This window comes from Demequina aestuarii (assembly GCF_000975095.1).
Taxonomy (GTDB): domain Bacteria; phylum Actinomycetota; class Actinomycetes; order Actinomycetales; family Demequinaceae; genus Demequina; species Demequina aestuarii.
In genome coordinates this window covers 203524-229941 of the sequence record NZ_BBRD01000001.1, presented here as the reverse complement: position 1 = coordinate 229941, position 26418 = coordinate 203524, and the positions used below count along the sequence as shown (strand labels likewise).

At 68.2% G+C, this 26418-nt stretch carries 23 protein-coding genes and 1 riboswitch; of the genes, 17 read left to right on the top strand and 6 right to left on the bottom strand.

Annotated elements, in window-relative coordinates; translation table 11 throughout:
* Positions 1-11: 11 nt before the first annotated feature.
* The gene (locus AOP72_RS01090) at positions 12-1145 is read right to left on the bottom strand and encodes a glycosyltransferase (RefSeq protein ID WP_062131198.1); all 1134 of its coding nucleotides are present in this window, start codon (positions 1143-1145) and stop codon (positions 12-14) included.
* Between the two features lie 85 nt (positions 1146-1230).
* Positions 1231-3654 carry a glycoside hydrolase family 94 protein gene (locus AOP72_RS01085; protein ID WP_062131195.1) on the bottom strand — a complete coding sequence of 808 codons (2424 nt, stop codon included), beginning with the start codon at positions 3652-3654 and terminating at the stop codon, positions 1231-1233.
* A gap of 120 nt (positions 3655-3774) precedes the next feature.
* Here AOP72_RS01085 and AOP72_RS01080 point away from each other — a divergent pair, with 120 nt between their 5' ends.
* A complete protein-coding gene (locus AOP72_RS01080) occupies positions 3775-5094 on the top strand; it encodes a glycosyltransferase family protein (protein WP_084631820.1) in 1320 nt (439 codons plus the stop codon).
* Complete coding sequence (locus AOP72_RS01075; protein WP_062131190.1) at positions 5091-5522, top strand: hypothetical protein; 432 nt, start codon at positions 5091-5093, stop codon at positions 5520-5522. The genes AOP72_RS01080 and AOP72_RS01075 overlap by 4 nt, the downstream gene beginning before the upstream one ends.
* Positions 5523-5549: 27 nt before the next feature.
* Here the strand turns inward: AOP72_RS01075 and wecB are convergent, their stop codons facing one another.
* Positions 5550-6599 carry a non-hydrolyzing UDP-N-acetylglucosamine 2-epimerase gene (wecB, locus tag AOP72_RS01070; protein ID WP_062131187.1) on the bottom strand — a complete coding sequence of 350 codons (1050 nt, stop codon included), beginning with the start codon at positions 6597-6599 and terminating at the stop codon, positions 5550-5552.
* Positions 6600-6751: 152 nt separating this feature from the next.
* On the opposite strand from wecB, the gene AOP72_RS01065 reads away from it, so the two are divergent.
* The 7 genes from AOP72_RS01065 to AOP72_RS01035 all read left to right on the top strand — a co-directional run bounded on the left by AOP72_RS01065 (position 6752) and on the right by AOP72_RS01035 (position 14684).
* Positions 6752-7969 carry a glycosyltransferase gene (locus AOP72_RS01065; protein ID WP_152650203.1) on the top strand — a complete coding sequence of 406 codons (1218 nt, stop codon included), beginning with the start codon at positions 6752-6754 and terminating at the stop codon, positions 7967-7969.
* On the top strand, positions 7966-9444 hold the full coding sequence (locus tag AOP72_RS01060; RefSeq protein WP_152650202.1) for a glycosyltransferase family 4 protein: 1479 nt from the start codon (positions 7966-7968) through the stop codon (positions 9442-9444). Before AOP72_RS01065 ends, AOP72_RS01060 begins: the two co-directional genes overlap by 4 nt.
* Positions 9445-9473: 29 nt before the next feature.
* On the top strand, positions 9474-10049 hold the full coding sequence (gene dcd / locus AOP72_RS01055; RefSeq protein WP_062131177.1) for a dCTP deaminase: 576 nt from the start codon (positions 9474-9476) through the stop codon (positions 10047-10049).
* A 106-nt stretch (positions 10050-10155) separates the two neighbouring features.
* Positions 10156-11079, top strand: coding sequence for a DUF2510 domain-containing protein (locus tag AOP72_RS01050; protein ID WP_062131174.1), 924 nt, complete (start codon positions 10156-10158; stop codon positions 11077-11079).
* Between the two features lie 44 nt (positions 11080-11123).
* Positions 11124-11241: riboswitch (TPP riboswitch) on the top strand.
* Between the two features lie 23 nt (positions 11242-11264).
* The gene (locus tag AOP72_RS01045) at positions 11265-12377 is read left to right on the top strand and encodes a thiamine ABC transporter substrate-binding protein (protein WP_062136624.1); all 1113 of its coding nucleotides are present in this window, start codon (positions 11265-11267) and stop codon (positions 12375-12377) included.
* 19 nt (positions 12378-12396) lie between these two features.
* Positions 12397-14037 carry an ABC transporter permease gene (locus tag AOP72_RS01040; RefSeq protein ID WP_062131170.1) on the top strand — a complete coding sequence of 547 codons (1641 nt, stop codon included), beginning with the start codon at positions 12397-12399 and terminating at the stop codon, positions 14035-14037.
* Positions 14034-14684, top strand: a complete 651-nt coding sequence (locus tag AOP72_RS01035; RefSeq protein ID WP_062131167.1) for an ABC transporter ATP-binding protein — start codon at positions 14034-14036, stop codon at positions 14682-14684. Before AOP72_RS01040 ends, AOP72_RS01035 begins: the two co-directional genes overlap by 4 nt.
* 145 nt (positions 14685-14829) lie before the next feature.
* Here the strand turns inward: AOP72_RS01035 and AOP72_RS01030 are convergent, their stop codons facing one another.
* Positions 14830-15300 (bottom strand): rhodanese-like domain-containing protein, encoded by a 471-nt coding sequence (locus AOP72_RS01030; protein ID WP_062131164.1) that lies wholly within the window; start codon positions 15298-15300, stop codon positions 14830-14832.
* Between the two features lie 217 nt (positions 15301-15517).
* Here AOP72_RS01030 and dnaK point away from each other — a divergent pair, with 217 nt between their 5' ends.
* The 7 genes from dnaK (at position 15518) to AOP72_RS00995 (ending at position 21844) form a co-directional block, all read left to right on the top strand.
* Positions 15518-17392: a molecular chaperone DnaK gene (gene dnaK / locus AOP72_RS01025; protein ID WP_062131161.1), complete on the top strand. Its 1875-nt coding sequence runs from the start codon at positions 15518-15520 to the stop codon at positions 17390-17392.
* 69 nt (positions 17393-17461) lie between these two features.
* Complete coding sequence (locus AOP72_RS01020) at positions 17462-18055, top strand: nucleotide exchange factor GrpE (RefSeq protein ID WP_062131158.1); 594 nt, start codon at positions 17462-17464, stop codon at positions 18053-18055.
* A gap of 29 nt (positions 18056-18084) precedes the next feature.
* Complete coding sequence (locus AOP72_RS01015) at positions 18085-19053, top strand: DnaJ C-terminal domain-containing protein (RefSeq protein WP_062131155.1); 969 nt, start codon at positions 18085-18087, stop codon at positions 19051-19053.
* 66 nt (positions 19054-19119) lie between these two features.
* Complete coding sequence (locus AOP72_RS01010) at positions 19120-19545, top strand: heat shock protein transcriptional repressor HspR (RefSeq protein WP_062131152.1); 426 nt, start codon at positions 19120-19122, stop codon at positions 19543-19545.
* A gap of 69 nt (positions 19546-19614) precedes the next feature.
* Positions 19615-19983, top strand: coding sequence for a VOC family protein (locus AOP72_RS01005; RefSeq protein WP_062131149.1), 369 nt, complete (start codon positions 19615-19617; stop codon positions 19981-19983).
* Between the two features lie 71 nt (positions 19984-20054).
* A complete protein-coding gene (locus AOP72_RS01000; RefSeq protein WP_062131146.1) occupies positions 20055-21038 on the top strand; it encodes an ATP-binding cassette domain-containing protein in 984 nt (327 codons plus the stop codon).
* Positions 21035-21844, top strand: coding sequence for an ABC transporter permease (locus AOP72_RS00995; RefSeq protein ID WP_062131143.1), 810 nt, complete (start codon positions 21035-21037; stop codon positions 21842-21844). Before AOP72_RS01000 ends, AOP72_RS00995 begins: the two co-directional genes overlap by 4 nt.
* Positions 21845-21920: 76 nt before the next feature.
* Here the strand turns inward: AOP72_RS00995 and AOP72_RS00990 are convergent, their stop codons facing one another.
* Entirely contained in the window at positions 21921-22691 is a 771-nt protein-coding gene (locus tag AOP72_RS00990; protein WP_152650201.1) for a hypothetical protein, read from the bottom strand.
* 171 nt (positions 22692-22862) lie between these two features.
* Between AOP72_RS00990 and AOP72_RS00985 the strand changes: the two genes are divergently transcribed.
* Positions 22863-25799, top strand: coding sequence for a sigma-70 family RNA polymerase sigma factor (locus AOP72_RS00985; protein ID WP_062131138.1), 2937 nt, complete (start codon positions 22863-22865; stop codon positions 25797-25799).
* Here the strand turns inward: AOP72_RS00985 and AOP72_RS00980 are convergent.
* Complete coding sequence (locus AOP72_RS00980; protein ID WP_062131135.1) at positions 25796-26401, bottom strand: DJ-1/PfpI family protein; 606 nt, start codon at positions 26399-26401, stop codon at positions 25796-25798. The two genes, AOP72_RS00985 and AOP72_RS00980, sit on opposite strands and share 4 nt — an antisense overlap.
* Positions 26402-26418 lie beyond the last annotated feature (17 nt).

The following is a 26418-nucleotide window of genomic DNA, read 5'->3' as shown; positions in this document are numbered from 1 at the left end:
ACTCCCCCATGCTAGACGCGGGCGGTCCCTGTCGGCTCCATGCCCAGTGCGGCCTCGACCGCCGCCGCCATGCGGCCGCTTCCCTCGGCGTAGGCACTCGACGTCGACGCCCAGTCGAGTGCGGCGCGGCACAGTGCGGCATGAGCGTCGGGATCGGCCGCCCAGGCGTCGAGCTGACGTGCGGCCGCGTCGCCGTCAGGCACGAGCGCCCCTGCCGCAGCGTCCTCGACGAGGCACGCCTGCGCGTGGAGGGGGGTGGCGAGCACCGGGATCCCATGGGCGAGGTACTCGTAGATCTTGGACGGCGTGGCCTCGCGAAACGCCGGGGTGTCGTGCAGGAGGCTGAAGCCCGCCCACGCGCCGGCGGCGATGCGCCACGACTCGTCGGGACGCAGACGGCCGTGGATCCGGACCCGGTCGCCCAGCGCCGCCACTCTGCTGGCGAGCGCGTCGCGATCATCCGCTGCGACGGGGCCGACCAAGTCGAGGGACCACACCTCGCTGCGCTCCACGGCATCGACCATCTCGAACAGACCCCTGCTCGCCCGCACGTCACCGACGTACACCGCGCGGGGGCTGTCGTCACGGGCCCCGTTCTCAACCACGTCGGGCACGTTCCTGACGACGACCCGCTCGGGCAGCTCGGTCATCAGGTGAGAGTCCGCCACCACCGTGACGTCGGCGCGACGCGCCGCCAGGATGCCGGATTGGGCGAGGACCCGGCCTGCCACCTTCGCAAGTCCGCGCGACCAGCGGCGATCCTCGAGCACCGCCCGGTAGTCCTCGTGAACGTCGACGATGACGGACCGGCGTGTGAGGCGCACTCGGGTCCAGGCCGCGAAGGCGGACTCCGGATCGAGCGAGATCAGCACCGATCCCTTCGCACGCCACGCGAGTTCGGCGGCCAGCAGCGGTCGGCGCCACAGCGGCGGCCGGGTGGTCACGCGCACGCGCTCGAGCCCTGCGGGCGCGTCGGCGGCGTCTCCGAGGCCGAGCACCTCCACACGCATGCCCGCCCTCACGAGCGCGCTCACGTGCCGGTGCAGCCGTGCGTCTGCCACATCGTGGCCGGACGTGACGATGCTGACCAGGGGTCGAGCGGGCGCGTCGGCATCGCTGCCAGCCGTACGTCGCAGTTGGATCACGCTCCTCCCTATGGTCGAGAGACTACCGACCTCCAGGGGCGGCACGCGCGTCAGAGCACCGTGGACCTGGACCTTCACCCAACGTTCACACGGTGACGGAGACGTGCACCACCGATCCAGGAGCGGCGTAGGGCACCACGGTGCCGTCGAGCACGTCGCCGTCGACAGTGAGCGTCGCGCCCTTGCCGCCGGAGTTCGTGACGGTGATCACGTACTCGGCGCCACGCACCTGGCGGCGCACGGTGAAGTCCGCGACCTCGGCGCCGATGCACGGGTCGACGATGAGTCCGTCGTACCCCGGGCGCACCCCGAGCAGGTACTGCGACACGGTCACGAAGTTCCACGAGGCTGTGCCCGTGAGCCACGAATTCTTGGCCTCACCGTGCCGCGACGCGTCCTTGCCCGCGATCATCTGCGCGTAGACGTACGGCTCGAGACGGTGGACCTCGGAGATCTCCTCGCGGTACGCGGGGGTGATCTGCTTGTAGTACTCCCACGCGTGCTCGGCGCGGCCCACCACGGTCTCCGCGATGATGACCCACGGGTTGTTGTGGCAGAAGATGCCGCCGTTCTCCTTGTAGCCCGGAGGGTAGGTCGACACTTCGCCGAGCTCGATCTGGTAACTCGTGTATGCCGGGTTCTGCAGCACCATGCCGTGGGGCGTGTTCAGCCGCTCGCGGCACGAGTCCAGCGCCTTGATGGCCTTGCCGTCATCCACGCCGATGCCACCCATGATGCAGAATCCCTGGGGCTCGATCCAGATCTGGCCCTCGGCGTTCTCGTGCGAGCCCACCTTGTTGCCGTAGAAGTCGTAGGCGCGCAGGAACCACTCGCCGTCCCAGCCGTGGTCGATCACGGCCTGCTTCATGTCCGCGATGGCCTTCTCCGCCCGCTCGGCCTCCGCATCGTCCCCTCGCCGTCGCGCGAGCGCCACGTAGTCGGGGCCGATCGCGGCGAACATGCCGGCGATGAAGACGGACTCCGCCACCCCGCCCGCCTGGTTCTCGGTGGTCTGGAAGGACTCACCCGGCGTGGACGAGAAGCAGTTGAGGTTGAGGCAGTCGTTCCAGTCCGCGCGGCCGATGAGTGGCAATCCGTGCGGACCGGCCTTCTCGAGCGGGTGGTTGAAGCTCCTCTTGAGGTGCTCCATCAGCGGCTGCGCGAGCGACTCATCGTTGTCGAACGGCACCATCTCGTCGAGGATCGCGAAGTCGCCCGTCTCCTTGATGTAGGCGGCGACGCCCAAGATGAGCCACAGCGGGTCGTCGTTGAAGCCGGACCCGAGCGCGTGGTTGCCGCGCTTGGTGAGCGGCTGGTACTGGTGGTACGCGCTGCCATCCTCGAACTGGGTCGACGCGATGTCGATGATCCGTTCGCGGGCGCGCTCGGGAACAAGGTGCACGAACCCCAGCAGGTCCTGACTCGAGTCGCGGAAGCCCATCCCGCGTCCCATGCCGGTCTCGAAGTACGAGGCCGAGCGCGACATGTTGTAGGTCACCATGCACTGGTACTGGTTCCAGATGTTGACCATGCGGTCGAGCTTGTCGTCCGTGGAGGAGACCGTGTAGCTGCCCAGCAGGTTGTCCCAGTACTCGTTCAGGCGGGCGAACTCGGCGTCCGTCTTCGCGTTGTCGTCGAAGCGTGCGAGGAGTGCGCGAGCGGGCGCCTTGTTGATGACGCCAGGCGACTCCCACTTGTCGTCGTCGGCGTTCTCGAGGTAGCCGAGGACGAAGGTGTACTGACGCGACTCCCCTGGCGCGAGCTCGGCCTCGAGGTGGTGCGACGCGATGGGGTACCAGCCCGAGGCGACGGAATCCTGCGACGTCGCGGCGTGCGGCACGGCGGCCTCGTGGAACCCGTTGCCGTAGCCCAAGTAGGCGTCGCGGTCCGTGTCGAAGCCCGCGATGGGCGCATTCACCGCGTACACCGCGTAGTGGTTGCGACGCTCGCGGTACTCGGTCTTGTGGTAGATCGCGCCGTCCTCGACCTCGACCTCGCCGATGCTCAGGTTGCGCTGGTAGTTGGTCTGGTCGTCCTCGGCGTTCCACAGGCAGAACTCCACGAAGCTGAACAGATCCACCGCCTTGGGCGCATCGGACAGATTGGTGAGCGTCACCTGGTGGATCTCGGCGTTGATGTCCACGGGCACGAAGAACAGCACCGAGGCCTCAAGGCCGCCGCGCTCGCCGGTGATGCGCGTGTAGCCCATGCCGTGGCGCGTCTCGAAGCGGTCGAGGTCCTTCTTGTACGGGCGGTAGGACGGGCTCCACACGTCTCCGCCGTCGTTGATCGAGAAGTAGCGGCCGCCGTCGTCGACGGGGATGTTGTTGTAGCGGTAGCGCGTGAGCCGGCGCATCTTCGCGTCGCGGTAGAAGCTGTAGCCACCACCCGTGTGCGACACGAGCCCAAAGAACTCCTGTGACCCCAGGTAGTTGATCCATGGGTAGGGCGTGTGCGGCGTCGTGATGACGTACTCGCGCGCCTCGTCGTCAAAGTGTCCGAACTGCATCGTGGTGGTGCCTTCCGAGAAAGTATGGGAGCCGCGACTCACTTTAGCCGAAGTCGAAACGTTCCGAGTCATCACCGTTGCACTGACTCGTGGCACGTCACCATGACAGAATGGCCGATCGTGAGCAACGCATCCCCCCATCTTGTCTATATCGCCTGGGGCTTCGCCCCCGCGCGCACCGGCGGCGTGTACCGGGCGATCGCCACCGCTAACGCCTTCGCGGAGGCCGGCTGGCGCGTCACCGTCGTGTGTGCCGAGGTGGAGGCGTACGAGAAGTACATCGGCGTCGACGCCTCGCTCGAGTCCGCCGTCGACGACCGCGTGGACGTGGTGCGCGTGCCGTTCGAGTGGGCGACGCAGGAGACCGACGTCCGGGAGTTCTCGCCAGCCCGTGCACTGCTGGGGTCGCGCGCCTACGGACGGATCCGCTCGCGGCTCGACCGCATCGGCTTCCCGGAGCACAACTACGGACAGTGGCGCGGCGCCCTCGAAGCGGCGCTCGATGCGTTGCAGCGCCGCAGCCCCGCCGACCTCGCGATCGCGACGGCCAACCCCAACGTCGACTTCCAGGGCGCGTACCACCTGCACCGCGAGCACGGAGTGCCCTTCGTGATGGACTACCGCGATGCGTGGCGCCTGGACGTGTTCTCAGGCGACGATCTCGCCCCCCGGCGATCGCGCATCGGCCGTCTCGAGCAGCGATACATGGACGCCGCGCACGAGGTCTGGTTCGTCAACGAGGCGATCCGCGCCTGGCACGCCGAGGAGTACCCGGAGACCGCCGACCGTATGCAGGTGGTGATGAACGGCTGGGACCCGCAGCTGCTCGGCGAGCGGCGCCCGCCCGCACCGTTCGACGACGGGCCGATGCGCTTCGGCTACCTCGGCACGATCACGCCGAAGGTGCCTCTCGAGGCGCTCATGAAGGGGTGGACGCTCGCGAAGGAGCGCGGCGACATCCCGGCGGACGCCGTGCTCGAGGTCGCGGGCTACCTGGGGTACTTCGCCACCCCGCGCGGCGACCTCGCGGCCATCCTCGACGCGGCCACCGACGCCGGCGTCGAGTTCATCGGCCAGGTGGAGAAGAAGCAGGTGGCGGGCTTCTACGCGCGCCAGCACGCGCTCGTCCTCGCGCTCGGTGAGGGGCGATACGTCACCAGCGGAAAGGTCTTCGAGTACGTCGCGTCCGGCAAGCCCATCGTCTCCGTGCACGCTCCGGAGAACGACTCGTCGAACGTGCTGCGCGAGTACCCGTTGTGGGAGGCTGTGGCGGACGTGACTCCCGAAGAGATCGCGGCCACACTGGGTCGCACGGCCGGCCTCGTCCGCACCGCGACGGACCAGGACCGCGAGGCGGCGTTCGCGTTCGGAGAGTCCTTGCAGCGGCGCGAGCAGATCGCACCCCGCATCACGGCACTGACCACGGAGGTCTCGGCATGACGCGCATCGTGATCCTCAGTGCGCTCGAGCTGCGCCGCTCGACCGCGCTGCAGTCCTACATCGACCGTTTCCGAGAGCACCCCGGGGTCGAGGTCGACGTGATCACCCTCGGACCGCTCTCGCACTGGCGCGAGACCGACCCGGAGCCGCTCGTGCTCGATCCCCGCATCGGCCAGCGACGCAAGGGCCGCAACCCGTGGCACAAGGCGAAGGTGGCGCGGCTGACGCTGCGCGGCCCGCGCTGGCGCATGGCGCGACTGCTCGCGCGCTCCACGGAGGCGCAGGCGATGCTGGACCAGGCCGACTTCGTGTACGTGGACCAGTCGGCGGCGGTGCTGGCGGCGTGGCAGCAGGCACGCCGTCATCGTGCGGGCCAATACTTCACGTCGGTGCCGCGGATCGAGCGGCTGCTCACCGAGCCTCGCTAGGCTGGGACCGGGATCAGCCGACGGCGGTCAGGAGGCTCGAACCATGAGTTCTTTGACGGCAGAGACCGCTGCGGTTCCATCGCCATAGGGCTCGATACGAGGCTCAGTCGGAACGTCACGGCGCAACTCACGACCGAGTTTCGCTGGGTCATCCACGAGTACGTTCCAGCCGCCGTGTAGCGTCTCGACCCACTCGGTCTCCGTCCGCAATGTGGTGCAAGGACGGTCGAGCAGATAGGCCTCCTTCTGAAGACCGCCCGAGTCCGTGATCACGCCGCGCGAACTGAGCACAGCTGCCACCATGTCGGGGTATCCGAGCGGCGCGTGGACCTCGATCGCGCCCGCACCGAGATCGATACCGTGGTGCTCTGCACGGGCACGAAGCCGGGGATGGGCAAGCAGACGCACCGGCGCAGGTGCATCTGCGAGCGCGGCGACGATGGCGCGCAGACGCTCAGGATCGTCAGTGTTATCCGCTCGGTGGATGGTCGCGACGAAGTAATCGGACTCGGCGCTCACCGCGTCGCGAGCGACGAGACCGTCGCGCACGGTGTAGCAGACATCGACCATCACGTCGCCGACGACGACCGTGCGGTCGCTGAGCCCTTCAGCTGCGAGGTGACTTCGCGCCACCTCAGTGGGCGCGAGCAGAAGATCCGCCGCGTGATCGGTCAGGACACGGTTGTGCTCCTCCGGCATGCGCCGATTGAAGGAGCGCAGACCCGCTTCGAGGTGCGCGAGCGGCAGATGCAACTTGACTGCGGCGACCGCCGCTGCGAGCGTGGAATTGGTATCGCCGTAGACGAGAACCCAATCCGGGCGGTGTGCCTCAAACACCGGCTCAAGTTGAGCGAGCATGGCTCCCGTTTGGGCCCCGTGGGTCCCCGAACCCACGCCGAGGTGCACATCCGGTGCCGGGATAGTGAGGTCCTCGAAGAACACGTCTGACATCGCAGCGTCATAGTGCTGACCGGTGTGAACAATGACGTGGTCGATTCCCGCGTCCTTGCACGCGCGGGCGATGGGGGCGAGTTTGACGAATTGGGGGCGCGCGCCCACGACACTGATGACCTTCATGGGCACGAGACTACCGGTGCGCTCGCCGACCCCTATGGAGGTCAAGCCGCCGAATACGAGTCGCTGGGGTATCCTGCCTTGGTCCTCAGGTGCGCTCGACAGAGCGCGCCAGCCGAGCCCCTCGTGGCGAGACTTTCCGGGAGTTGCACCTCGTGGCACTGCGCTCGAGTCATCGGCGAACTCGACTGAGTGCGACGCCGGACGGTCCGCTCAATGATGCCGAGGCCGTGAGTCGGCCGGTAGCGCCCTTTCCTGTCGAGCATCCCCACTACCACCTGCGGCCAGATATCCCGGACGCCGAGCACCGAGTCTTCATCGGGCCTGCGAACTTCGCCGGCCAGGGCTTCGCGTGGGCGCGCGCTCTCGAGCGCGAAACGGTTTCGACGCATGCGACCGCATTCTGCCTCACACTCGATGGAGGCTTCGCGTTCCCCAGCGACTACGAGGTGCCAGCCGCACCATACCGCCAGAATCGCCGATGGCAACGGGAACAATACGGCTGGGTACGGCAGCAATTCACACATGCCGTGATCGAAGCGGGACGTCCACTGTTCGCCGATCTGACGAGACTTGATGTCTTCTACGAGGCGCACCTGCTCGATCAGGCCAGCTTGGCGACATCGATGCTCGCGCACGGAACCGATATCCGCAATATCGATCGGCACGCAGACACCTTCACGTGGTCGCCTTACCGCGAGGTCCCCGAAGAATCGCGAGCAATCATGCGCAGGAACTCCTCTGAGTATCGGCGTGGCTTGCGGGGCTACGCGGGCCCGGTTCTCGTCTCGACTCCCGATCTGCTCGATGATGCCCCCTACGCGCGATGGTGTCCGGTCACTGTTGATCCGAGTATCTGGCAACCAGACCTCGGGCAACGGTCCGATCACCTCGTGGTCGCGCACGTCCCCAGCAACGGTGTAGTCAAAGGGTCACGTGACGCAGACGCGGCGATGGACTCCGTCACCAAGCAGACAGGCGTCGAGTACAGGCGCCTTGAGGGAGTCGCATCGGCATCAATGCCTGCTGTCCTCCAGGGCGCTGATGTCTATCTCGATCAGTTTCGACTCGGCAGCTACGGCGTCGCTGCGGTTGAAGCGATGGCCTCTGGGTGCGTGGTCGTGGGCAATGTCACCGACAAGGTCCGTCGACGCGTGCTCGACGCCACCGGACGCGAGCTCCCAATAGTCCAAGCCGAGCCCCTCGAGATCGCATCCGTCGTGGCGGCCCTGGTGCAATCACCGGAGCACCTTGCCGAGATCGCGCTCAAGAGCAGAGAGTTCGCTGTCGCGGTTCACGGTGGTAGGTACTCGGCGGGCGTCTTTTCACAAGCCCTCCAGATACCCATGAGGCAGGAGGTACGCGAATCGTGAAGATCGCCTATCTCGCGGGCAACGACATTCAGATAGACGCCCGAGTGCTCAAGTACATCGATGCGGCACTAGGGGCTGGGCATCTGGTGCATGCGTTTGGAAGCACGACCGAACGTGAGTCGTACGAGACCGCAATACACGGCTGCCCTGTCACCGTAGCCGGGGTGCCTGAGGGCTACGTCCCACCTACAACGCGCATGCAACGGCGACAGAAGCTTCCGTGGTTTGGCATGTCGCTCGTGTTCCGGCCGTACTACCGCACGGCATCGCAGGTTGTTCGTGCTGAGAGGCAAGTGCGGGCGTGGCGGCGCTGGGCCCGACAAGGCCGGGGCGTTCGAGGGCTGGCGAGGAGGACCATGGCGGCCCTCGGAAACCAGTGGCTAGCGCTTCGACGACCGCACATCGATATCCAAGACTCGTTCGACGCGAGATTCGACGATCCGTTGGTCGCAGCAGGGGAGCTCGATGTCTACTTCGGAGACCTTCGCTTCTCGTGGCGTGACGAACTCCCGCGAATCACGCATGATGAGGCGGAACTCTCCGACGCCCTCGACTCCTTTGAGCCTGACGTAATTCACGTGCACGACGTCTTCATGCTCGCGATAGCGGCGCGCGCCGTGGACCGCGCAGCCGCGCGAGGAAGACGAGTCGCACTTGTCTACGATGCGCACGAGTACATCATTGGTCTGACGCACCTCGACCCACGACTTCGGGCGGCCTACGTCGACCTGGAGCGGGAGTTCATTGGCCGCGCGGACGCCATCATCACTGTGTCGCCACGACTCGCCCGACTCCTCGCCCGCGACTACGACCTCGATGAAACCCCGGCGGTGGTGCTGAACGCTCCCCTCGTCATCGATCCCCCAGCCGGGTTCGAAGACATTCGTGATCGCGCACGTGTCCGGGACGCACCGGTGATGGTGTACGTGGGTGGAATCAACGCGGCACGCGGAGTCGAGACCGCGGTGTATGCGCTGCAGCACATGACGGATACCCATCTGGTCCTCGTCACGAACAGGATCAACAAGGTCGTACAAGGCCACCTCAACCTGGCCTACCGGTTGGGGGTGGCGGCTCGGCTGCACATCGTTGACTTCGTGGATCCGCGCCTTGTTCCTGCCTATGTGGCGCGCGCGACCATCGGACTCTCGACCCTGCACCACACGCCGAACCACGAAGTGGCCATCACGAACAAGTTCTGCGAGTACCTTCAGGCGACGCTGCCGATCCTTACCAGCGACACCGCAGCGCAAGCCGAGCTTGTGCGCGATCTTCGTCTCGGAGCTGTCTACGAAGCAGGCAGCATTACCGATTTCGTTTGGAAGGCTCGGATGCTGGTGCGTCACCACGATGGTTTCAGGGCTCGCATCGCGTCGCGCCCAGAGTTGATTCACTCCTATCACTGGGACGCTCAGGTCGATGTGCTCAACGCGGTCTACTCCCGGTTGGAACGGCACTTGGGCATCTCGGCGTAGCTTGGCACCGCTCGCGGTAGGTTGTCCCCATGCTGCTCTCCGACCGCGACATCCGCGCCCAGATCGACTCCGGACGCGTCGCCCTCGACCCCTACGAGCCCGACATGATCCAGCCGTCGTCGATCGACGTGCGGCTCGACAAGTTCTTCCGCATCTTCGACAACCACAAGTACGCGGCGATCGACCCGTCGGTGGAGCAGCCCGACCTCACCCGGCTCATCGAGGTCGACGACGACCGTCCGTTCGTGCTGCACCCGGGCGAGTTCGTGCTGGGCTCGACCTTCGAGTCGGTCACCCTGCCGGACGACATCGCGGCGCGGCTCGAGGGCAAGTCTTCACTCGGTCGGCTCGGACTGCTCACGCACTCGACCGCTGGCTTCATCGACCCGGGCTTCGAGGGCAACGTCACGCTCGAGCTGTCGAACACCGCGACGCTGCCGATCAATCTGTGGCCGGGCATGAAGATCGGCCAGCTGTGCTTCTTCCAGCTGTCCTCCGCCGCGGAGCACCCGTACGGCTCCGGCAAATACGGTTCGCGCTACCGCGGCCAGCGCGGCCCCACGGCGAGCCGCAGCTTCCAGAACTTCCACCGCACCGACATTTAGGCAAGGCGGAGAGGCACCCCCTCCCACTGTTGACACCGTCACACAGGCCCGACGACGAGCATGTGCCCTGCTAGGCTCCCCGCCAAGCGATGAGGGTGGGGACACGATGACGGACCAGCGACCGGACGATCGCCATCGGCCGGAGGCCAATCCCTCCGCGGCCCCTCCCGAGACCCCCGAGACCGCACTCGCGGCGCCACCCTCCGCCGGCTATGCGGCGCCACCCTCAGCCCAGCCCGCACCCGCCCGTGCGGCGGTCGCCGGCTGGTACACCGATCCTTCGGACTCGACCAAACACCGCTACTGGGACGGCGCGCAGTGGACCGCTGGGCAGGCGTCCACCCAGGCCCCGGCCAAGGGCCGAGGCCTGTCACGCAAGGCAGTCGCGGGCATTCTTGCCAGCGTGGTGACCCTCGTGGTGGGGGGAATCGCCGCTATCGCCCTAGTCGTGCCACGCCTGGAAGATGCTGCGACTGCGGCTCTCAACGCCGACCCCAACGCGAGAGCCCTCGAAGGGGAGGAGCGGACGGGCTGGAGCGCAACCCCCGTGATGGGCGGCGCCGGAACAATCAAGTTCGACCCCGCCTGGGGCAACGTCGAGGAATATGTCGATGGCCAGGCAATGGAGGCGGATATGGCTGCGCGGGGAGTGGTTGGCGCCTCGTTTGATGGCGCGTGGTTGATCGATGGCGACCTCGAGGCAGACAGCACGGTGATGATCGTGATCAGCGTGCCGGATGTGGGAGGGGCGTCGTCTGCGCGCCTCGAAGCGCAGAGTTTTATCGCAAACCTGACCTTCGATATCGAGGGCACGAAAATCTTGGCCGAGGGCCCGGTCGTGACTGGTGGCGGATACTCCGGCTATGTCGCGGAATACGAGTTCCCGCTCTACGGCGACACGTGGCCAAACGCGGTCGGCGTGGTTGTCGAAGGAAGCAGCCAGGTCCTCGCCTACACACTTGGCTCCGCCACGACGGGCTCGGGCATCGAGGCCGTGGAGTCCGCTCTCGATTCACTCGCCCTCAACTGACTCGGAAGCACACCTCACGGCAGCGCATCGGCGGTATGCTGACGGGACAACGACAGGGGAGCGCCTCCCGCAAGGGATGAGGGCGCTGAGAGTGCGGAACAGCCGCAGACCCTCGAACCTGATCCGGGTGATGCCGGCGTAGGGAGTCGAGACTCGTCCCCTCCTACGTGTGGGAGGTTCCACAGATGCGTGCACTGCGCACCACCGCCATCCTGGCGGTCGCCACGTCCACCCTCGCCCTTGCGGCGTGCTCGTCCGATGACGGCGACGCCGCCGAGCCGACCGGGCAGCCCAGCGATGCCCCCACCGATTCCTCCAGCAGCTCCGAGTCGCCCTCCGCCGATGCCTCGGCCGTCACCGTCGTGACGCACGACAGCTTCGCGGTTCCAGACGACGTCTTGGCCGCGTTCGAGGAGGAGTCCGGTCTCGAGGTCACGTTCGTGCAGCCCGGCGACGCCGGCGTGCTCGTCAACCAGCTGATCCTCACCAAGGACGCGCCGCTGGGAGACGTCGTGTTCGGGGTCGACAACACCTTTGCGTCGCGAGCGATCGACGAGGGTGTGTTCGCCGACTACGAGTCCGGCGCCCCGGCGGCCTCGGACGCCTCCGAGTACGCGGTCGCAGGCTCGCAGGCGCTCACCGCGATCGACTACTCCGATGTCTGCCTCAACTACGACATCGGCTGGTTCGAGGAGTCGGGCCTCGAGGTCCCCGCGGGACTCGGGTTCCTCGCCGACCCGCAGTACAACGGCGTCATGTCGGTCACGAACCCCGCGACCTCGTCGCCCGGCTTGGCGTTCCTGCTCGCGACGGTCTCCGAGTTCGGCGAGGACGGCTGGGAGGACTACTGGCGCGCGCTGACGGACAACGACCTGCGGGTGACGTCGTCCTGGTCCGACACCTACTTCGTCGACTTCTCCGCTCCCAACTATGGAGGCGACTACCCGGTGGTGCTGAGCTACGCGTCCTCACCTCCGTCCGAGGTGATCGACGGCGAGCCCACCACCGCGGCGCTGCTCGACACGTGCTTCCGTCAGGTCGAGTACGCGGGCGTCCTCGAGGGCGCGGCCAACCCGGAGGGCGGCCAGGCCGTTGTCGACTGGATGCTCTCGGACGAGTTCCAGGCGTCCGTTCCCGAGAATATGTACGTCTACCCCGTGTCGACGCAGGTCGAGGTTCCCGCCGAGTGGGCCGAGTTCGCGCCTCTCGCCGACGACCCCCACACGATGGACCCCGAGACGATCTCGGCGAACCGGGACGCCTGGATCGACGCCTGGACCGCGATCGTCATCGACTAGCCCAGGCACGAGGAACGCGTTGAGGGCCGCCCGGCTCCACCACTCGCTGAGGTGGTGGGCGCTCGCTGCGGTGCCCCTCGCGTTCCTCGGCCTGTTCTTCCTGTGGCCGCTCGTCGCCGTCCTGGGCCGCGGGCTGTTCGACGGCGGCTTCGACCTGGGCGGCCTTGCCGACGTGGTCGCGTCATCGCGGACGGCCGATGCGGTGGTCACCACGCTCGCACTTGCGGCGGCCGGAACGGCGGGGTCCCTCGCGCTGGGCCTTCCGGGCGCGTACGCCCTCTACCGGCTGCGGTGGCCCGGTCAGCGGGCGGTGCGGGCCATGGCCGCCGTGCCGTTCGTGCTCCCTACCGTGGTGGTCGCCGCCGCCTTCACGGCGCTGTTGGGGCGTTCCGGACCGCTGGGAGGGCTGGGAATCGACCAGTCGGCGACCGCGATCGCCGCGGCCCTCGTGTTCTACAACGTCGCGGTGGTGATCCGCGTCGTCGGCGGCACCTGGGCGGGCCTGGACCCCTCGACGGCCGATGCGGCCCGCACCTTGGGCGCCGACCGTCGCCGCGCGTTCGCTCACGTCACCCTGCCCGCCCTCGCCCCGGCCATCGGCTCTGCTGCGGCAGTGGTGTTCCTGTTCTGCGCCACCTCCTTCGGGGTCGTGCTGGTGCTCGGCGGCACTCGCGTGCGCACCGTCGAGACCGAGATCTACCTGCAGGTGAACCAGTTCCTCGACCTGCGCGCCGCGGCGGTGCTGTCGCTGCTGCAGCTCATGTTCGTCGCCCTCGCGCTTGGCGGCGCCGAGTGGGCGAGGCGCCGCCGCGAGCGCTCGCTGGGCACGCGCCGGCTCGACGGCACCCGCTCGCCGGGGGGCCGCGACCGCTGGGTGGTGGCGGGGATCCTGGCGGTGCTCGCGGCGGTGCTCGCCACGCCCATGTGGGCGCTGGTCGAGCGGTCCCTGCGCACCGCCGATGGCTACGGACTCGACCACTACGCGGCGCTGCTGACCGAGTCGGGCCTCGGCGGGCTTCCGGTGCCGATGTGGCAGGCAGCCGTCAACTCCATGGTGGCGGCGTCTGTCGCCACGGCGATCGCCACCGGGCTGGGACTCATCGTCGCCGCGCTCCTGACACGGCGCACGGGGCGGTCCACGCTGCTCGACTCCGTGGTGATGCTTCCGCTCGGCGTGAGTGCGGTGGTGGTGGGCCTGGGAATGCTGCTGACGCTGAACCGCTCCGTGCTGGGGGTCGACCTGCGCGGCTCGTGGTGGCTCGTGCCGATCGCCCAGGCGGTCGTCGCCCTGCCGCTCGTGGCGCGCACCCTGGTGCCCGCCTCCCGCGGAATCTCCCCGCAGATGCGGGCGGCGGCCGGGACCCTGGGCGCCTCTCCGTGGCGGGTGTGGCGCACCGTGGATTGGCCGCTGCTCACAAGACCATTCGGGCTGGCTGCAGGATTCGGCTTCGCGATCGCCCTGGGGGAGTTCGGTGCCACGACCTTCGTGGCCCGCCCGGACCACCCCACGCTCACCACGGCGATCTATCGCCTGCTGGGCCGCCCAGGGATCGAGAGCATCGGCATGGCGTTCGCGGCCGCGGTGGTGCTCGCGGCCATGACCGCAGCCGTCATGATGGCGTCGGAGGGTCTGCGGACCCAGGTGGGAGCGGACCTGTGACAGGACTCGACGTGAGGGACGTGACCGTGACGTACCCGGGGCGACCGCCGGTGGTGGCGGTCGACTCTGTGTCGCTGACGGTCGAACGCGGAGAGATCCTCGCGCTGCTCGGCCCATCCGGATGCGGCAAGTCCTCATTGCTGGGCGCGATCATCGGCACCGTGCCTCCCGCATCGGGCGCCGTGCACTGGGAAGGCGAGGACCTCACCGCCATGCCGGTGCACCGCCGCCAGTTCGGCATGGTGTTCCAGGACGGCCAGCTGTTCCCCCACCGCACGGTGGCCGGCAACGTCTCGTTCGGACTCGAGATGCAGCGCACCCCTGCCGCCGAGCGTGAGGAACGAGTCGCCGGGCTGCTCGAGATGGTGGGCCTCACCGGTTACGAGGAGCGACCAGTCACCGATCTCTCGGGAGGCCAGCGACAGCGCGTGGCCCTCGCCCGATCCCTCGCCCCACGCCCACGGCTGCTCGCGCTGGACGAGCCGCTCTCGTCCCTCGACGCGAGCCTCAGGGCGCGACTGGCGGGCGAGGTCAAGAGCATCCTGCTTGCGGCCGGCACCACAGCAATCCTCGTCACCCATGACCCAGACGAGGCGGCGTCCATCGCGCACCGTGTGGTCCAGATGGAGGATGGGCGACTCCTGTAGGCCGGTCGGCCCATCCCGTCCTACACCCGGCACCCGGCACCCGGCCCGAGCGAACACCGCACTCGGATCATCTGCGACTCGGGCGGTCCGCGGGTGCTCAGCGATGGCGAGCGCGCTCAGTCGATCCGAGTCCCGTGTACGCGCCTCAGCAGTCGCAAGCGATGCGCTGGCCACCGACGGCGGCCGGAGCCGTGAGCGGATCGGGGGCGCGAGTCGCGTCCACTTCCACGCGCCGACCCTCGACCTCGATGACCCGGTCGACCGGGAGCCCCTCGCGAGCCCAGTACTCGAACCCGCCGATCATCTCCTTCACGGGGTAGCCGAGCCCGGCGACCATCAGTCCGGCACGCGTCGCGCCGTTGCACCCCGGCCCCCAGCAGTACACGACGATCTCACTGCCGGGCGCGGCGACCTCGGGAATGCGCGCCGCGAGCTGCGCCTTGGGAATATGGTGGGCGCCACGGGCGTGCCCCTGGTCCCAGGCCGCCTGGTCGCGCGTGTCCACCAGCACGAGCCGCGCATCGGCCGCCTCGAGCGCGGCGTGGACATCGGACGGATCGGTCTCGAAGGCGAGCTTGGCCGCGAAGTGCGCGGCCGCATCGGCGGGTGTCGTCATGGTCAGGAGGCTACGCGCAGGCCTGCGGGCCAGTCGAGCAGTGCCTGGCACCTCGGCGCACAGGGTGATCCGACGGCAATGTTGAGTGTCACCGACTCAACTTTGAGCCCTGCGGCTTGACACCTCGCGCGTCACGTGGATACTTGAGCGTAGGCGGCTCAAGTTGCGGGCCGGCAGACGTCGCGATCGGAACGATCGCACAAGAAGGAGGACACCAATGTCACGAGCAGTAGGCATCGACCTGGGCACCACGAACTCCGTGGTGACCGTCCTGGAGGGTGGCGAGCCCACCGTCATCGCCAACGCCGAGGGCGCACGCACCACCCCGTCGGTGGTGGCGTTCTCGAAGACGGGCGAGGTGCTGGTCGGCGAGATCGCCAAGCGCCAGGCCGTCACCAACGTGGACCGCACCATCGCGTCCGTGAAGCGCCACATGGGCACCGACTGGTCGCACGAGATCGACGGCAAGAAGTACAACGCACAGGAGATCTCCGCGCGCATTCTCGGCAAGCTCAAGCGCGACGCCGAGGAGTACCTGGGCGAGAAGGTCACCGAGGCCGTCATCACCGTCCCCGCCTACTTCAACGACGCCGAGCGCCAGGCCACCAAGGACGCCGGCGAGATCGCGGGCCTCAAGGTCCAGCGCATCGTCAACGAGCCCACCGCCGCCGCGCTCGCCTACGGGCTCGACCGCGGCAAGGAGGATGAGCTCATCCTGGTCTTCGACCTGGGTGGCGGCACGTTCGACGTGTCCCTCCTCGAGGTCGGCAAGGACGAGGACGAGTTCTCCACGATCCAGGTGCGCTCCACCGCCGGTGACAACCGCCTGGGCGGCGACGACTGGGACCAGCGCATCGTCGACTTCCTCATCAAGGAGGTCAAGAACTCCGAGGGCATCGACCTGGCCAAGGACAAGTCCGCGGTGCAGCGCCTGCGCGAGGCAGCCGAGCAGGCCAAGAAGGAACTCTCGAGCGCGACCAGCACCAACATCTCGCTGCAGTACCTGTCGATCGGAGAGAACGGGCCCGTCCACCTGGACACCCGTCTCACCCGCGCGCAGTTCCAGGAGATGACCAAGGACCTCCTCGAGCGCACCAAGGCACCCTTCAACCAGGTCATCAAGGACGCCGGCATCAAGCTGTCCGAGATCGACCACGTGGTGCTCGTGGGCGGCTCGACCCGCATGCCCGCGGTGACCGAGGTCGTCAAGGAGCTTACCGGTGGCCAGGAGCCCAACAAGGGCGTCAACCCCGATGAGGTGGTCGCCGTGGGCGCCGCACTGCAGGCCGGCGTCATCTCCGGCGAGCGCAAGGACGTGCTGCTCATCGACGTCACCCCGCTGAGCCTCGGCATCGAGACCAAGGGCGGCGTGATGACCACGCTCATCGAGCGCAACACGGCCATCCCCACCAAGTCGTCGGAGGTCTTCTCGACCGCCGAGGACAACCAGCCTTCCGTGCTGGTGCAGGTATACCAGGGTGAGCGTCAGTTCGCGCGGGACAACAAGATGCTCGGCACGTTCGAGCTGGGCGGCATCGCTCCGGCCCCGCGCGGCGTGCCCCAGATCGAGGTCACGTTCGACATCGACGCCAACGGCATCGTGCACGTGGGCGCCAAGGACCGCGGCACCGGCAAGGAGCAGTCGATCACGGTGACCGGCGGCTCGGCCCTGTCCAAGGAAGACATCGAGCAGATGGTCAAGGACGCCGAGGAGCACGCGGAGGAGGACAAGAAGCGCCGCGAGGACGCCGAGACGCGCAACAACGCGGAGACCTTCGCGTACTCGACGGAGAAGATTCTGTCCGAGAACGAGGACAAGGTTCCCGCCGAGACCGCGGACGAGGTCAAGACCGCGATCGCCGACGTCAAGACGGCGCTCGAGGGCGACGACGTGGCCGACATCAAGGCCAAGCACGACGTGCTCGTCGAGAAGGCGCAGAAGATCGGCGAGGCGGTCTACGCCGCCCAGCAGTCTGAAGGCGCCGAGGGTGCCGAGGGCGCACCGGCCGGCGACGGCCAGGAGACCACGCCCGACGCCGACGACGACGTCGTTGACGCCGAGATCGTCGACGACGAAGACGACAAGAAGTAGCACCGCCACCCGGCGGGCGTGGGGCTGCACGCCCCACGCCCGCCGCCGCGGCCGCTCACGGAGGCTCACATGACTGACAACAACCAGACACCCGACGAGAACCCCCGGCCCGATCAGGGGGGCGACAACGACCCGCTGGCCGATGCGGAGGCGATCGTCAACGAGGCGGCCGCCGGCATGAACGACGGCGAGTATGGGGATGCCGACGCGGACGAGCAGGGCGCGGCCGATGCGATCGATCGCGCCCAGCAGATGGCCGCGGAGCACCTTGCGGACCTGCAGCGACTCCAGGCGGAGTACGTGAACTACCGCAAGCGCGTGGACCGCGACCGTGAAGCCGCCGGCGACGTCGCCACCGCGAAGGTGGTGGAGGCGCTGATTCCTGCACTCGACGACATCGTGGCCGCGCGTGAGCACGGCGACCTCGAAGAGGGGCCGTTCAAGGCCATCGCCGCCAAGGTCGAGGAGGCGCTCGGCCGCTTCGGCTGGTCGACGTATGGCGCGGCCGGCGAGGAGTTCAGCCCGCAGCTCCACGAGGCGCTGATGTCTCAGCCCTCCGCTGACGTCGAGGTCCCGACGGTCCAGCACGTGGCCCAGCCGGGCCACCGCATCGGCGAACGAGTGGTGCGCCCCGCGCGCGTCATCGTGTCGCAGCCCGAGTAAGGTCCAAGCGAGCCGAGAGGAGGCGGGCAGTGACGAGTCAGGACTGGTTCAGCAAGGACTTCTACGCGGCGCTGGGCGTCTCCAAAGATGCGAGCGCGGACGAGATCAAGAAGGCGTACCGCAAGCTCGCACGCGACCTCCATCCGGACCGGCACCTCGGCGACACGACGTCGGAGGAGCGCTTCAAGGAGGTCGGCGAAGCGTACGGCGTGCTGTCCGACCCCCAGCAGCGCCAGCAGTATGACGCCGTGCGGGCGATGGGCGGCGGAGGGCCGAGGTTTCAGGCCGGAGGCCCGGGCGGCGCGGGCTTCGAGGACGTCTTCTCTGGCATGTTCGGCGGGGGCGCCGGTGGGCCGGGGGCGCCCGGCGCCGGCGGGCCGCAGTACCGCGCACAGGGCTTCGAAGACATGTTGGGCAACCTGTTCGGCGGCGGCTTCCAGCGCGGGCCGGTCAAAGGCACGGACATCGCGGCCGCGACCGAGGTCTCGTTCCGCCAGGCCGCCGAGGGAGCGACCATCACGCTGCGCACGGCGACCGGCGACATCACCACCCGACTTCCCGTGGGGGTTCGCGACGGCCAGAAGATCCGGCTGCGAGGCAAGGGCCGGCCCAGCGCGAACGGCGGACCGCCCGGCGATCTGCTGCTCACGGTCCGCGTCGCCAAGCACCCCGTGTACTCCGCTGACGGGCGCAACCTGCGGATCGCCGTGCCCGTCACCTACGACGAGGCCGTGCTCGGCGCGACGGTCGAGGTGCCCACGCTGGACGGCGGCCGCGTCAAGGTCAAGATTCCCGCAGGCACCCCCAGCGGCAAGACGCTGCGACTCAAGGGACGCGGGCTCCAGGCGAAGGAGGGCGCTGGCGACCTGCTCGTGACGGTCGAGGTCGCGGTGCCGAGCCGCCTCACCCGCAAGGCCAAGGAGGTGCTGCAGGCATTCGCACTGGAGACCGCCAAGGACGACCCGCGCAAGGACCTCTACCGCGACGCGGTGAAGTAGACCGGCCGATGCGCGCATCGGCGATAGATTGATCGCACCGCAGGTGCGGCCAGGGAAGGAGGCGCCGTGGACACTCCCGATGTCGACGAGCCCGTCTTCCTGATCTCGGCCGCAGCCGAGCTCGCGGGCATGCACGCGCAGACGCTCCGGCAGTACGACCGCTTGGGGCTCGTGATCCCGCGGCGACGCCCCGGCGGCGGCAGGCGGTACTCCCTGCGCGACGTGGCCACGCTGCGTCAGATCCAGCGCATGAGCCAGGACGAGGGCATCAACCTCGAGGGCATCAAGCGCATCCTCGCGCTGCAGAAGCGCGTGGACCGGCTCGAGACCGAGGTCGAGAAGCTGCGACCACGCGCCGACACCGGATCGCGAGTCTTCGCGTCCGGCCCCACCGGCTCCGTGGTGATCGTCGAGCGCGGCAGGCGCGCCCGCAAGGACGAGGGGCGTTCGCTCGTCCTGTGGCGCTCTGCGTCGCGCCACGCGCAGGATTGAGTCGCTCGCGCGTGACGGCTCTGTGGCTGGCCCCTTGACGGCTGACCGTCGCCGGTCGAGCATGAGCCCATGGCCGATTCAGAGTCCCCCCACACCCACCATGCGCCCGACTACATCGAGATCCCCGCGACCGACCTCCACGCCTCCGAACGCTTCTACGAGGCGGCATTCGGATGGCGGATGGTGCCGTACGGCCCCGGCTACCGCGGAATCGTCGCGGCTGACGGCCGGGAGTGCGGCGGACTGTCGGAGGTAGGGGTCGTCCAGCCCGGCGGAGTGCTCGTCGTGATGTTCTCACGCGATCTCGAGGCCTCGCTCGGCTCGGTCCGTGCCGCGGGTGGCGCCATCACCCGCGAGCCGTTCGACTTCCCCGGCGGGCGCCGGTTCCACTTCACGGACCCCAGCGGCCTCGAGCTCGCGGTGTGGGCCCTTCCCTGACCGGCGCATCGGCCCTCACGCCCACGGCGAACAGCCGCGCAGTTGTCACAGGACGGACCTAGTCTGTCGCCATGGCGAATGACAACGCAGTAGAGGCCCAAGGCCTCGTCAAGAGCTTCAAGGACACGAAGGCCCTGCGAGGCGTCGACCTCACGGTGCCGCGCGGCACCGTGCTCGGAGTGCTCGGCCCCAATGGCGCCGGCAAGACCACCGCGGTCCGCATTCTTGCGACGCTGCTGCACGCGGACGGTGGAAGCGCCCGAGTGGCGGGCTTCGATGCCGAGCGTCAGCCGGCCGAGGTCCGCAAGCGCATCGGCCTCACCGGGCAGTACGCCTCGGTGGACGAGGAGCTCACGGGTCGCGAGAATCTGCTGATGATCGCGGCGCTGCTGAACATGCGCAGTGCCGATGCCAAGGCTCGCGCGAAGGACCTGCTGTCATGGTTCGACCTCACCGAGGCTGCCGACCGCACCCTCAAGACCTACTCCGGCGGCATGCGGCGGCGCCTGGACCTGGCGGCGTCGCTCACCGGGCACCCCGAGGTGGTGTTCCTCGACGAGCCGACCACGGGCCTCGACCCCGCCAAACGCGAGGACATGTGGGACGTGGTGCGGGACATCGTGGCCCAGGGCACGTCCGTGCTCCTCACCACCCAGTATCTCGAAGAGGCCGATGCCCTGGCGGACGACATCGTGGTGATCAACCACGGTCAGGTGATCGCGCATGACACGGCGCACCACCTCAAGCGCGTGGTCGGCTCGCAGACGCTCCGCGTGCGACCTGCGGACGCCACCGATGCCCAGGCCGTGCGCGCCCTGCTGGCCGGGGTCGCCGCCGACGGTGCGCCGATCGACGAGCACCGGCCAGGTGAGTACTCGGTGCCCGTCGTCGACGACGGCGCCCTGGCCGATGTGGTCGCACGGCTGCGTGGCGATGGCATCCCCGTGACGGAGCTGTCTCTGCAGCTGCCGAGCCTCGACGAGGTGTTCTTCACCCTCACGGGAGAGCGACAGCGAGTGCCCAGCGAGGCGCACGGCAGCGAGGAGACGGCATGACCACCGAGAGCGTGACGCGTGCCGTCGACATCATCCCCCGCGGCCCCATCGACGTGTTCCGGCACTCGTGGGTGCTCGCCAAGCGGTCGCTCGTCAAGACGTGGCGAACACCGGAGGGCCTGATCGACGTCACCCTGTCGCCCATCATGTTCACCCTGCTGTTCACGTACATCTTCGGAGGAGCGATCGCGGGCTCCGCAAGCGACTACCTGGTGTTCCTGATCCCGGGCATCATCGGGCAGAACATCGCCTTCGCATCCGTCGGCATCGGCATCCAGTTGAACTCGGACATGGCGAAGGGCATCTTCGACAGGTTCCGCGCCCTGCCGATCTCGCGGATCGCTCCCCTGCTCGGCGCAGCGCTCGGCGACGTGGTGCGGTACGTGCTGCTCATCACGATCATGGTCGGCACCGGCTACGTGTTGGGCTATCGCATCGCCACCGACATCGTGAGCTTCCTGGCCGGCTGCCTGCTCGCGATCCTGTTCGCCCTGTGCCTCGCGTGGGCACCCATGCTGGTGGGGCTCATCGCACGGTCGGAGAGATCGGTCCAGGGAATAGTGTTCATGACGCTGTTCCCATTGACATTCGCGTCGAGCGCCTTCGTCGACCCGTCCACCATGCCGGGCTGGCTCGAGGCGTTCTCCAACGCCAACCCGCTCACGCACTTGATCGAGTCGCTGCGCGCACTCTGGGGCGGCATGGGCGAGTGGCAGACCCACGTCGCGTGGACCCTGGCCTGGTGCGTGGGACTCGTCGTCGTGTTCGCGCCGCTCGCGATCCGCGCCTACAACAGGCGGGCGTAGACCCTCCCCCTGAAACGGGGAGAGGGTCTGGCACCGCCCTCAGCGCGGTGCCAGACCCTCGTCCGGGGTTGCGTTCCTACCGCTGCAGCGACTCCACGAGCTCGCATGCATACGTATGGGTACCGGGGAGAGACTCGATCCACACGCGCGGTGGCTGACGCATCAGACTGTCGACCTTCATGGCCGTAGCCCGGTCAGACAGATGGTCCCGCAAGGACGCGAGGCCCGCACCGAGCGTCTCGCCGCGCTCAACGAGCACCGCGTAGAGTCCGTCGCCCAGCCGTGCCATCGGGTGGCCCTCGCCATAGGCGCCGCGAAGAGCGGCACCCGTCGCAGCATTGCGCGCCATGCGCTGCCACGGATCAGTGCTCTCGACGGAGACGTCGACCATCACGAGAGCATAGGTTTCGCCCACCGCCTGCGAGAGGCGCGCTGCGGCGCCGTACACCTCTGCGAGTCGCTGCGAGAGGTACTCAGCGGTGCCCAGGCCAGACTCCGCATCCGTCATCGTCGGTACGTCCATGGTGGGGATGGTCCCTGCGGTCCATCCCTCGCACAAGGCGCGGATGGAGCGGATCGGCGCTGACTCGAAGCCAGCGGCGCGGAACAGCACGGCCATGTCGTCGATCGCCTCGGTGATGCCGACGCCGGCGGCGGAGCGCGCCTGGCCAAGTCGGTAGGCAGCGGGAGCCGTGTCGAGACGAGCCTCGAGGGCCTCGACGAGCGCCTCGGTCGCAGGGGTGTACCAGTCCCCAGGGCGCAACCACACCGAGTCGATGCTCGCGCTCTCCCACCGCTGCAGGAGCGCGGGCGCACCTGGCACGGGGAGTTGGGTATCACTGCTCATGCTGGATGAGACGCGCGTGCGGCGCCACTATGACGCGAAAGTCTGGAGAAACTTCCGTCCCGTTCGCGGCGAATGTGACCTATTGCCCTTCCCACCTCTTGCTTTGCGCACCTACTTACAGGGAACATAGATCCACGTTCCTCGGAGTTGCCGTGGAAGGGGCCCCTGTAGATGACATCTGAGGCGATCGCGCTGTGGACGGAAACGTCCAGCGATCCCGAGCTGATCGCCGGCGTGCGTGCCGGCGACTCGGCGGCCTTTGGCGTGCTCTACGAGCGGCATGCGGACGCGGCTCGGAAGGTCGCGTATCAATATACGAACTCCCCGAGCGACGTCGACGATGTCGTGTCGGAGGCGTTCTCACGGGTGCTGCGCGCCCTGCAGCGAGGCGACGGCCCGGACCTTGCCTTCCGCGCCTACCTCTTCACCATCGTGCGGCGCACCGGCATGGACATCATCGACAAGGGCATCCGCACCAAGCCCCGCGATGACATGTCGCCCTACGAGTCCGCCATCGGGTACGGGCCCTCGTCCGATGAGCCCGCGCTGGACGGCTTTGAGCACGGCATGGTGGCCGATGCGTTCAAGTCCCTGCCCGAACGCTGGCAGGCGGTGCTCTGGTACACCGAAGTCGAGAAGAAGAACCCCAAGGAGATCGCCCCGCTGCTCGGGCTCAGCGCGAACGGCGTGGCGGCGCTCGCGTACCGCGCGCGGGAGGCGCTGCGACAGGCCTATCTCCAGCAGCACCTGAACAGCTCGGAGTCCGCAGACTGCCTCGAGGCCAACACGCAGCTGGGCGCCTACGTGCGCGGCGGCCTCTCCAAGCGTGAGCACTCGCGCGTCGACATCCATGTGCGCAACTGCGAGCGCTGCGCCGCACTGGTCGCCGAACTCGAAGACGTGAACCGCGGAATGCGGGGAATCATCGCACCGCTGTTCATGGGCGTCCTCGGTGCGGGAGCACTTGACGGCGGCATGCCCATCGGCGGCGCGCTGGGGCCTCAAGGCGCTGCGGCGGTGGGCGCAAGCGGTGCGGGTGGCGCAGGCGCCGCGGGAACGGGTGCCGCAAGCGCGGGTGGCGCTGCCGCCAGCGCGGGCGGAATCGCCGGCCTCATCGGCGTCGTCTCGCACCTTGCGCTTCCCGCTGCGGCGGTCGTCGCTGCCACAGCGCTCGCGATCAGCGGTGCCAGCATCGTGGGGTGGCTGACGCCCGGAGACGGACTCGACCGCGCGGAGGGCCCCGTGGCCCCGGGGGCCTCGCCGTCGTCGTCACCGTCACCAGCCACAGAGCCCAGCTCGGGCCCGTCCCTGTCGCCGGAGCCCTCCCCGGAAACCAGCGCCACGCCGTCGCCAGCGCCCTCGACGGAGGCCCTTCCGATCGTCGTCGACGGCACCTCGGGGATGGATGGCGGCTCCAGCGGGGAGCTCACGGGGCGCGAGCTTCCAGGCGACTCCGACTCGGCCGGCGGCGAGACAGGCGGCGAGACAGGCGGAGCCACTGGTGGCTCGGGCGGAGGCAATGGCACGGGAGGCTCCGGGGGAGATAGCGAGGGGCCCAAGGATCCGACCGACCCGGACCCCACTGATCCGACCGATCCCACGGATCCCAGGGACCCCACGGACCCCACGGTGGTGCCCGCCAACCTGAGGCTCTCGGCGGGAGCGCTCGACTACCTGGAGATCACTCGTTCGTCTCCTCAGGTGTCGATGACCGTGTCAAACACCGGAGCCGGCTCCGCGACTGATCTCGAGGCGACCATTCAGCTCCCGACTGGCCTGGCTTTCGCGTCACCGCCGGGGGGCGACAGCGGGATGGCGCTCAATAGCGCGCAGCGGATCGAGGCGCTGCTCGCGTTCGCCGAGTCTTCGGTGCTCTCGAACGCTGGCTGGGAGTGCGACGTCGACAACGATCGTGCGATCGCGACCTGTGTGCACGACGACCTCGGGCCGAACGAGGACGCCTCCTTGACCTTGCCCCTTGCCCTCCCCGAAGGCCCGCTCGCACCTGGATCGAAGACGCGCTTCCACGTGTCCGGCGGCACGCACGAGTACTCGTATGAGGTCGAGACCGCGATCGCCGAGTCCGAGGAGGATCTGGATCCGATCTTCACGGGTGACGGCGGTCTCGCGGTTGCCACGGTGGGCTCCCCACTGCTGGGCTGCAACCTGGAGAGCGCCTCGTGCCGGCAGGCGATGTTCGCCAACTCGGCCAACCCCACGGGCGGCAACTCCAACAACAACTCCTTCGTGATGGAGAACCTGAACCGCGCTGACGGTGAGACCGTCTCTGCGACCACGTTGCTCGACATTCCGGCCGAGGCCGAGGTTGTGTACGCCAGTCTCGAGTGGTCAGCCAACCGGGCGGCCGGCGACGCGTGGACCACGGATCTCGCACAGGCTCGTCTGCGTGCCCCCGGAACGGATGCCTACACGTCGATCACAGCGGACGAGGTCATGGACGGATCGTCGCCGCTCCCTGACCGCCGTCACTATTACCAGTCACGGGCCGACGTCACGGACCTGGTAGCCGAGCATGGCGCTGGCTCCTGGGCAGTCGCAGACATCGCCACTGCGGCCACGCGGCTCGACAACGACCGGACCTACTACGCAGGCTTCGCTCTCTCGGTGGTCTATCGCCATGCCGACCTCCCTGACTCCCGGATCGCCCTCTTCGCGGGCCGCGAGTGGGTCTCGGGAAACTCCTCCCCTGAGTTCGTGTTCGCCACCAATGTCGACGCGGACGTGAACGTCGACTGGGTCACGTGGGAGGCGGACCGCGCACTCAGCGGCGACACCCTCGAGCTCGACGGCGATCCGTTGACGCCTGTGCGCTGGAACGGCGTCGAACGCGTCACAGCGACCGAGTCGCTCAGGGCTGCCTGGTCTGCCAACGCGGCGGACTCGACGGCTCACGGCTCGGACTTCGCCAACAGCCTTGGCGTCGACGCCAAGGACTTCGACGAGGTGGGCGAGTTGAGGCCCGGGCTCCACACTCTGACCGCAAAGTCCGTGGGCGACCGATACCTGGTGGGATCAATCGCGGTCACCATCTCTTACGAGGGTGCAGACGGTGACGACGACCTCGGCGAGATCATCGTCGACGACTAGCGGGCCGCGTCGGCGCTCCAGTCCATGTCGAGTTGGCGGGCGGTGCGGTGGGCCATCGGCTCTCCAAGCAGGCGCGCCACGATGTGCAGCGCCATGTGCATTCCGGACGTGAGACCGCCACTCGTGACGACGCCGCCGTCGTCCACCCAGCGCACGCCATCGCGCGCATCGGCCACTCCCGCGGCGCGCAGCGCGTCGACGTCCTCCCAGTGCGTGGTCGCTGGCACCCCGTCGAGGAATCCGTGGTGGGCCAGCAAGAACGCACCGGTGCACACCGAGGTCGTGAGCGCCGCCTCGCTGACCAGCGTCCGCAGTGACGACCCGAGGCGTGTCTCGCCGAGCGCCGAGTCGATGTCGATCGTGCCGGGGACCACGACCACGTCGTAGTCACGCGCCTCGTCAGCGTCGCTCAAGGCGGTGAGCGTCATCCCGCCGTATGCGACCACGTCGCGCCCGCCAGGGCTCACGAGCTCGACGGTGAACGCCGGCTCCAGGCCGTCCCGCTCAGCGAGACGGGAGGCCGTGAGGAAGACCTCGTACGGACCGCCCGCGTCGATGATGTCAAAGCCGTCGAAGACGAGGATGCCGATGCGTGCCGTCATGGGCACTACCGTAGCGG

Coding starts and splice junctions, on each gene's coding strand:
- AOP72_RS00995 (WP_062131143.1), top strand. CDS start 21,035: ATGACCACCGAGAGCGTGACGCGTGCCGTCGACATCATCCCCCGCGGC.
- AOP72_RS01020 (WP_062131158.1), top strand. CDS start 17,462: ATGACTGACAACAACCAGACACCCGACGAGAACCCCCGGCCCGATCAG.
- AOP72_RS00985 (WP_062131138.1), top strand. CDS start 22,863: ATGACATCTGAGGCGATCGCGCTGTGGACGGAAACGTCCAGCGATCCC.
- AOP72_RS01005 (WP_062131149.1), top strand. CDS start 19,615: ATGGCCGATTCAGAGTCCCCCCACACCCACCATGCGCCCGACTACATC.
- AOP72_RS00990 (WP_152650201.1), bottom strand. CDS start 22,691: ATGAGCAGTGATACCCAACTCCCCGTGCCAGGTGCGCCCGCGCTCCTG.
- AOP72_RS01030 (WP_062131164.1), bottom strand. CDS start 15,300: ATGACGACACCCGCCGATGCGGCCGCGCACTTCGCGGCCAAGCTCGCC.
- AOP72_RS01045 (WP_062136624.1), top strand. CDS start 11,265: ATGCGTGCACTGCGCACCACCGCCATCCTGGCGGTCGCCACGTCCACC.
- AOP72_RS00980 (WP_062131135.1), bottom strand. CDS start 26,401: ATGACGGCACGCATCGGCATCCTCGTCTTCGACGGCTTTGACATCATC.
- dnaK (WP_062131161.1), top strand. CDS start 15,518: ATGTCACGAGCAGTAGGCATCGACCTGGGCACCACGAACTCCGTGGTG.
- wecB (WP_062131187.1), bottom strand. CDS start 6,599: ATGAAGGTCATCAGTGTCGTGGGCGCGCGCCCCCAATTCGTCAAACTC.
- AOP72_RS01085 (WP_062131195.1), bottom strand. CDS start 3,654: ATGCAGTTCGGACACTTTGACGACGAGGCGCGCGAGTACGTCATCACG.
- AOP72_RS01075 (WP_062131190.1), top strand. CDS start 5,091: ATGACGCGCATCGTGATCCTCAGTGCGCTCGAGCTGCGCCGCTCGACC.
- dcd (WP_062131177.1), top strand. CDS start 9,474: ATGCTGCTCTCCGACCGCGACATCCGCGCCCAGATCGACTCCGGACGC.
- AOP72_RS01050 (WP_062131174.1), top strand. CDS start 10,156: ATGACGGACCAGCGACCGGACGATCGCCATCGGCCGGAGGCCAATCCC.
- AOP72_RS01000 (WP_062131146.1), top strand. CDS start 20,055: ATGGCGAATGACAACGCAGTAGAGGCCCAAGGCCTCGTCAAGAGCTTC.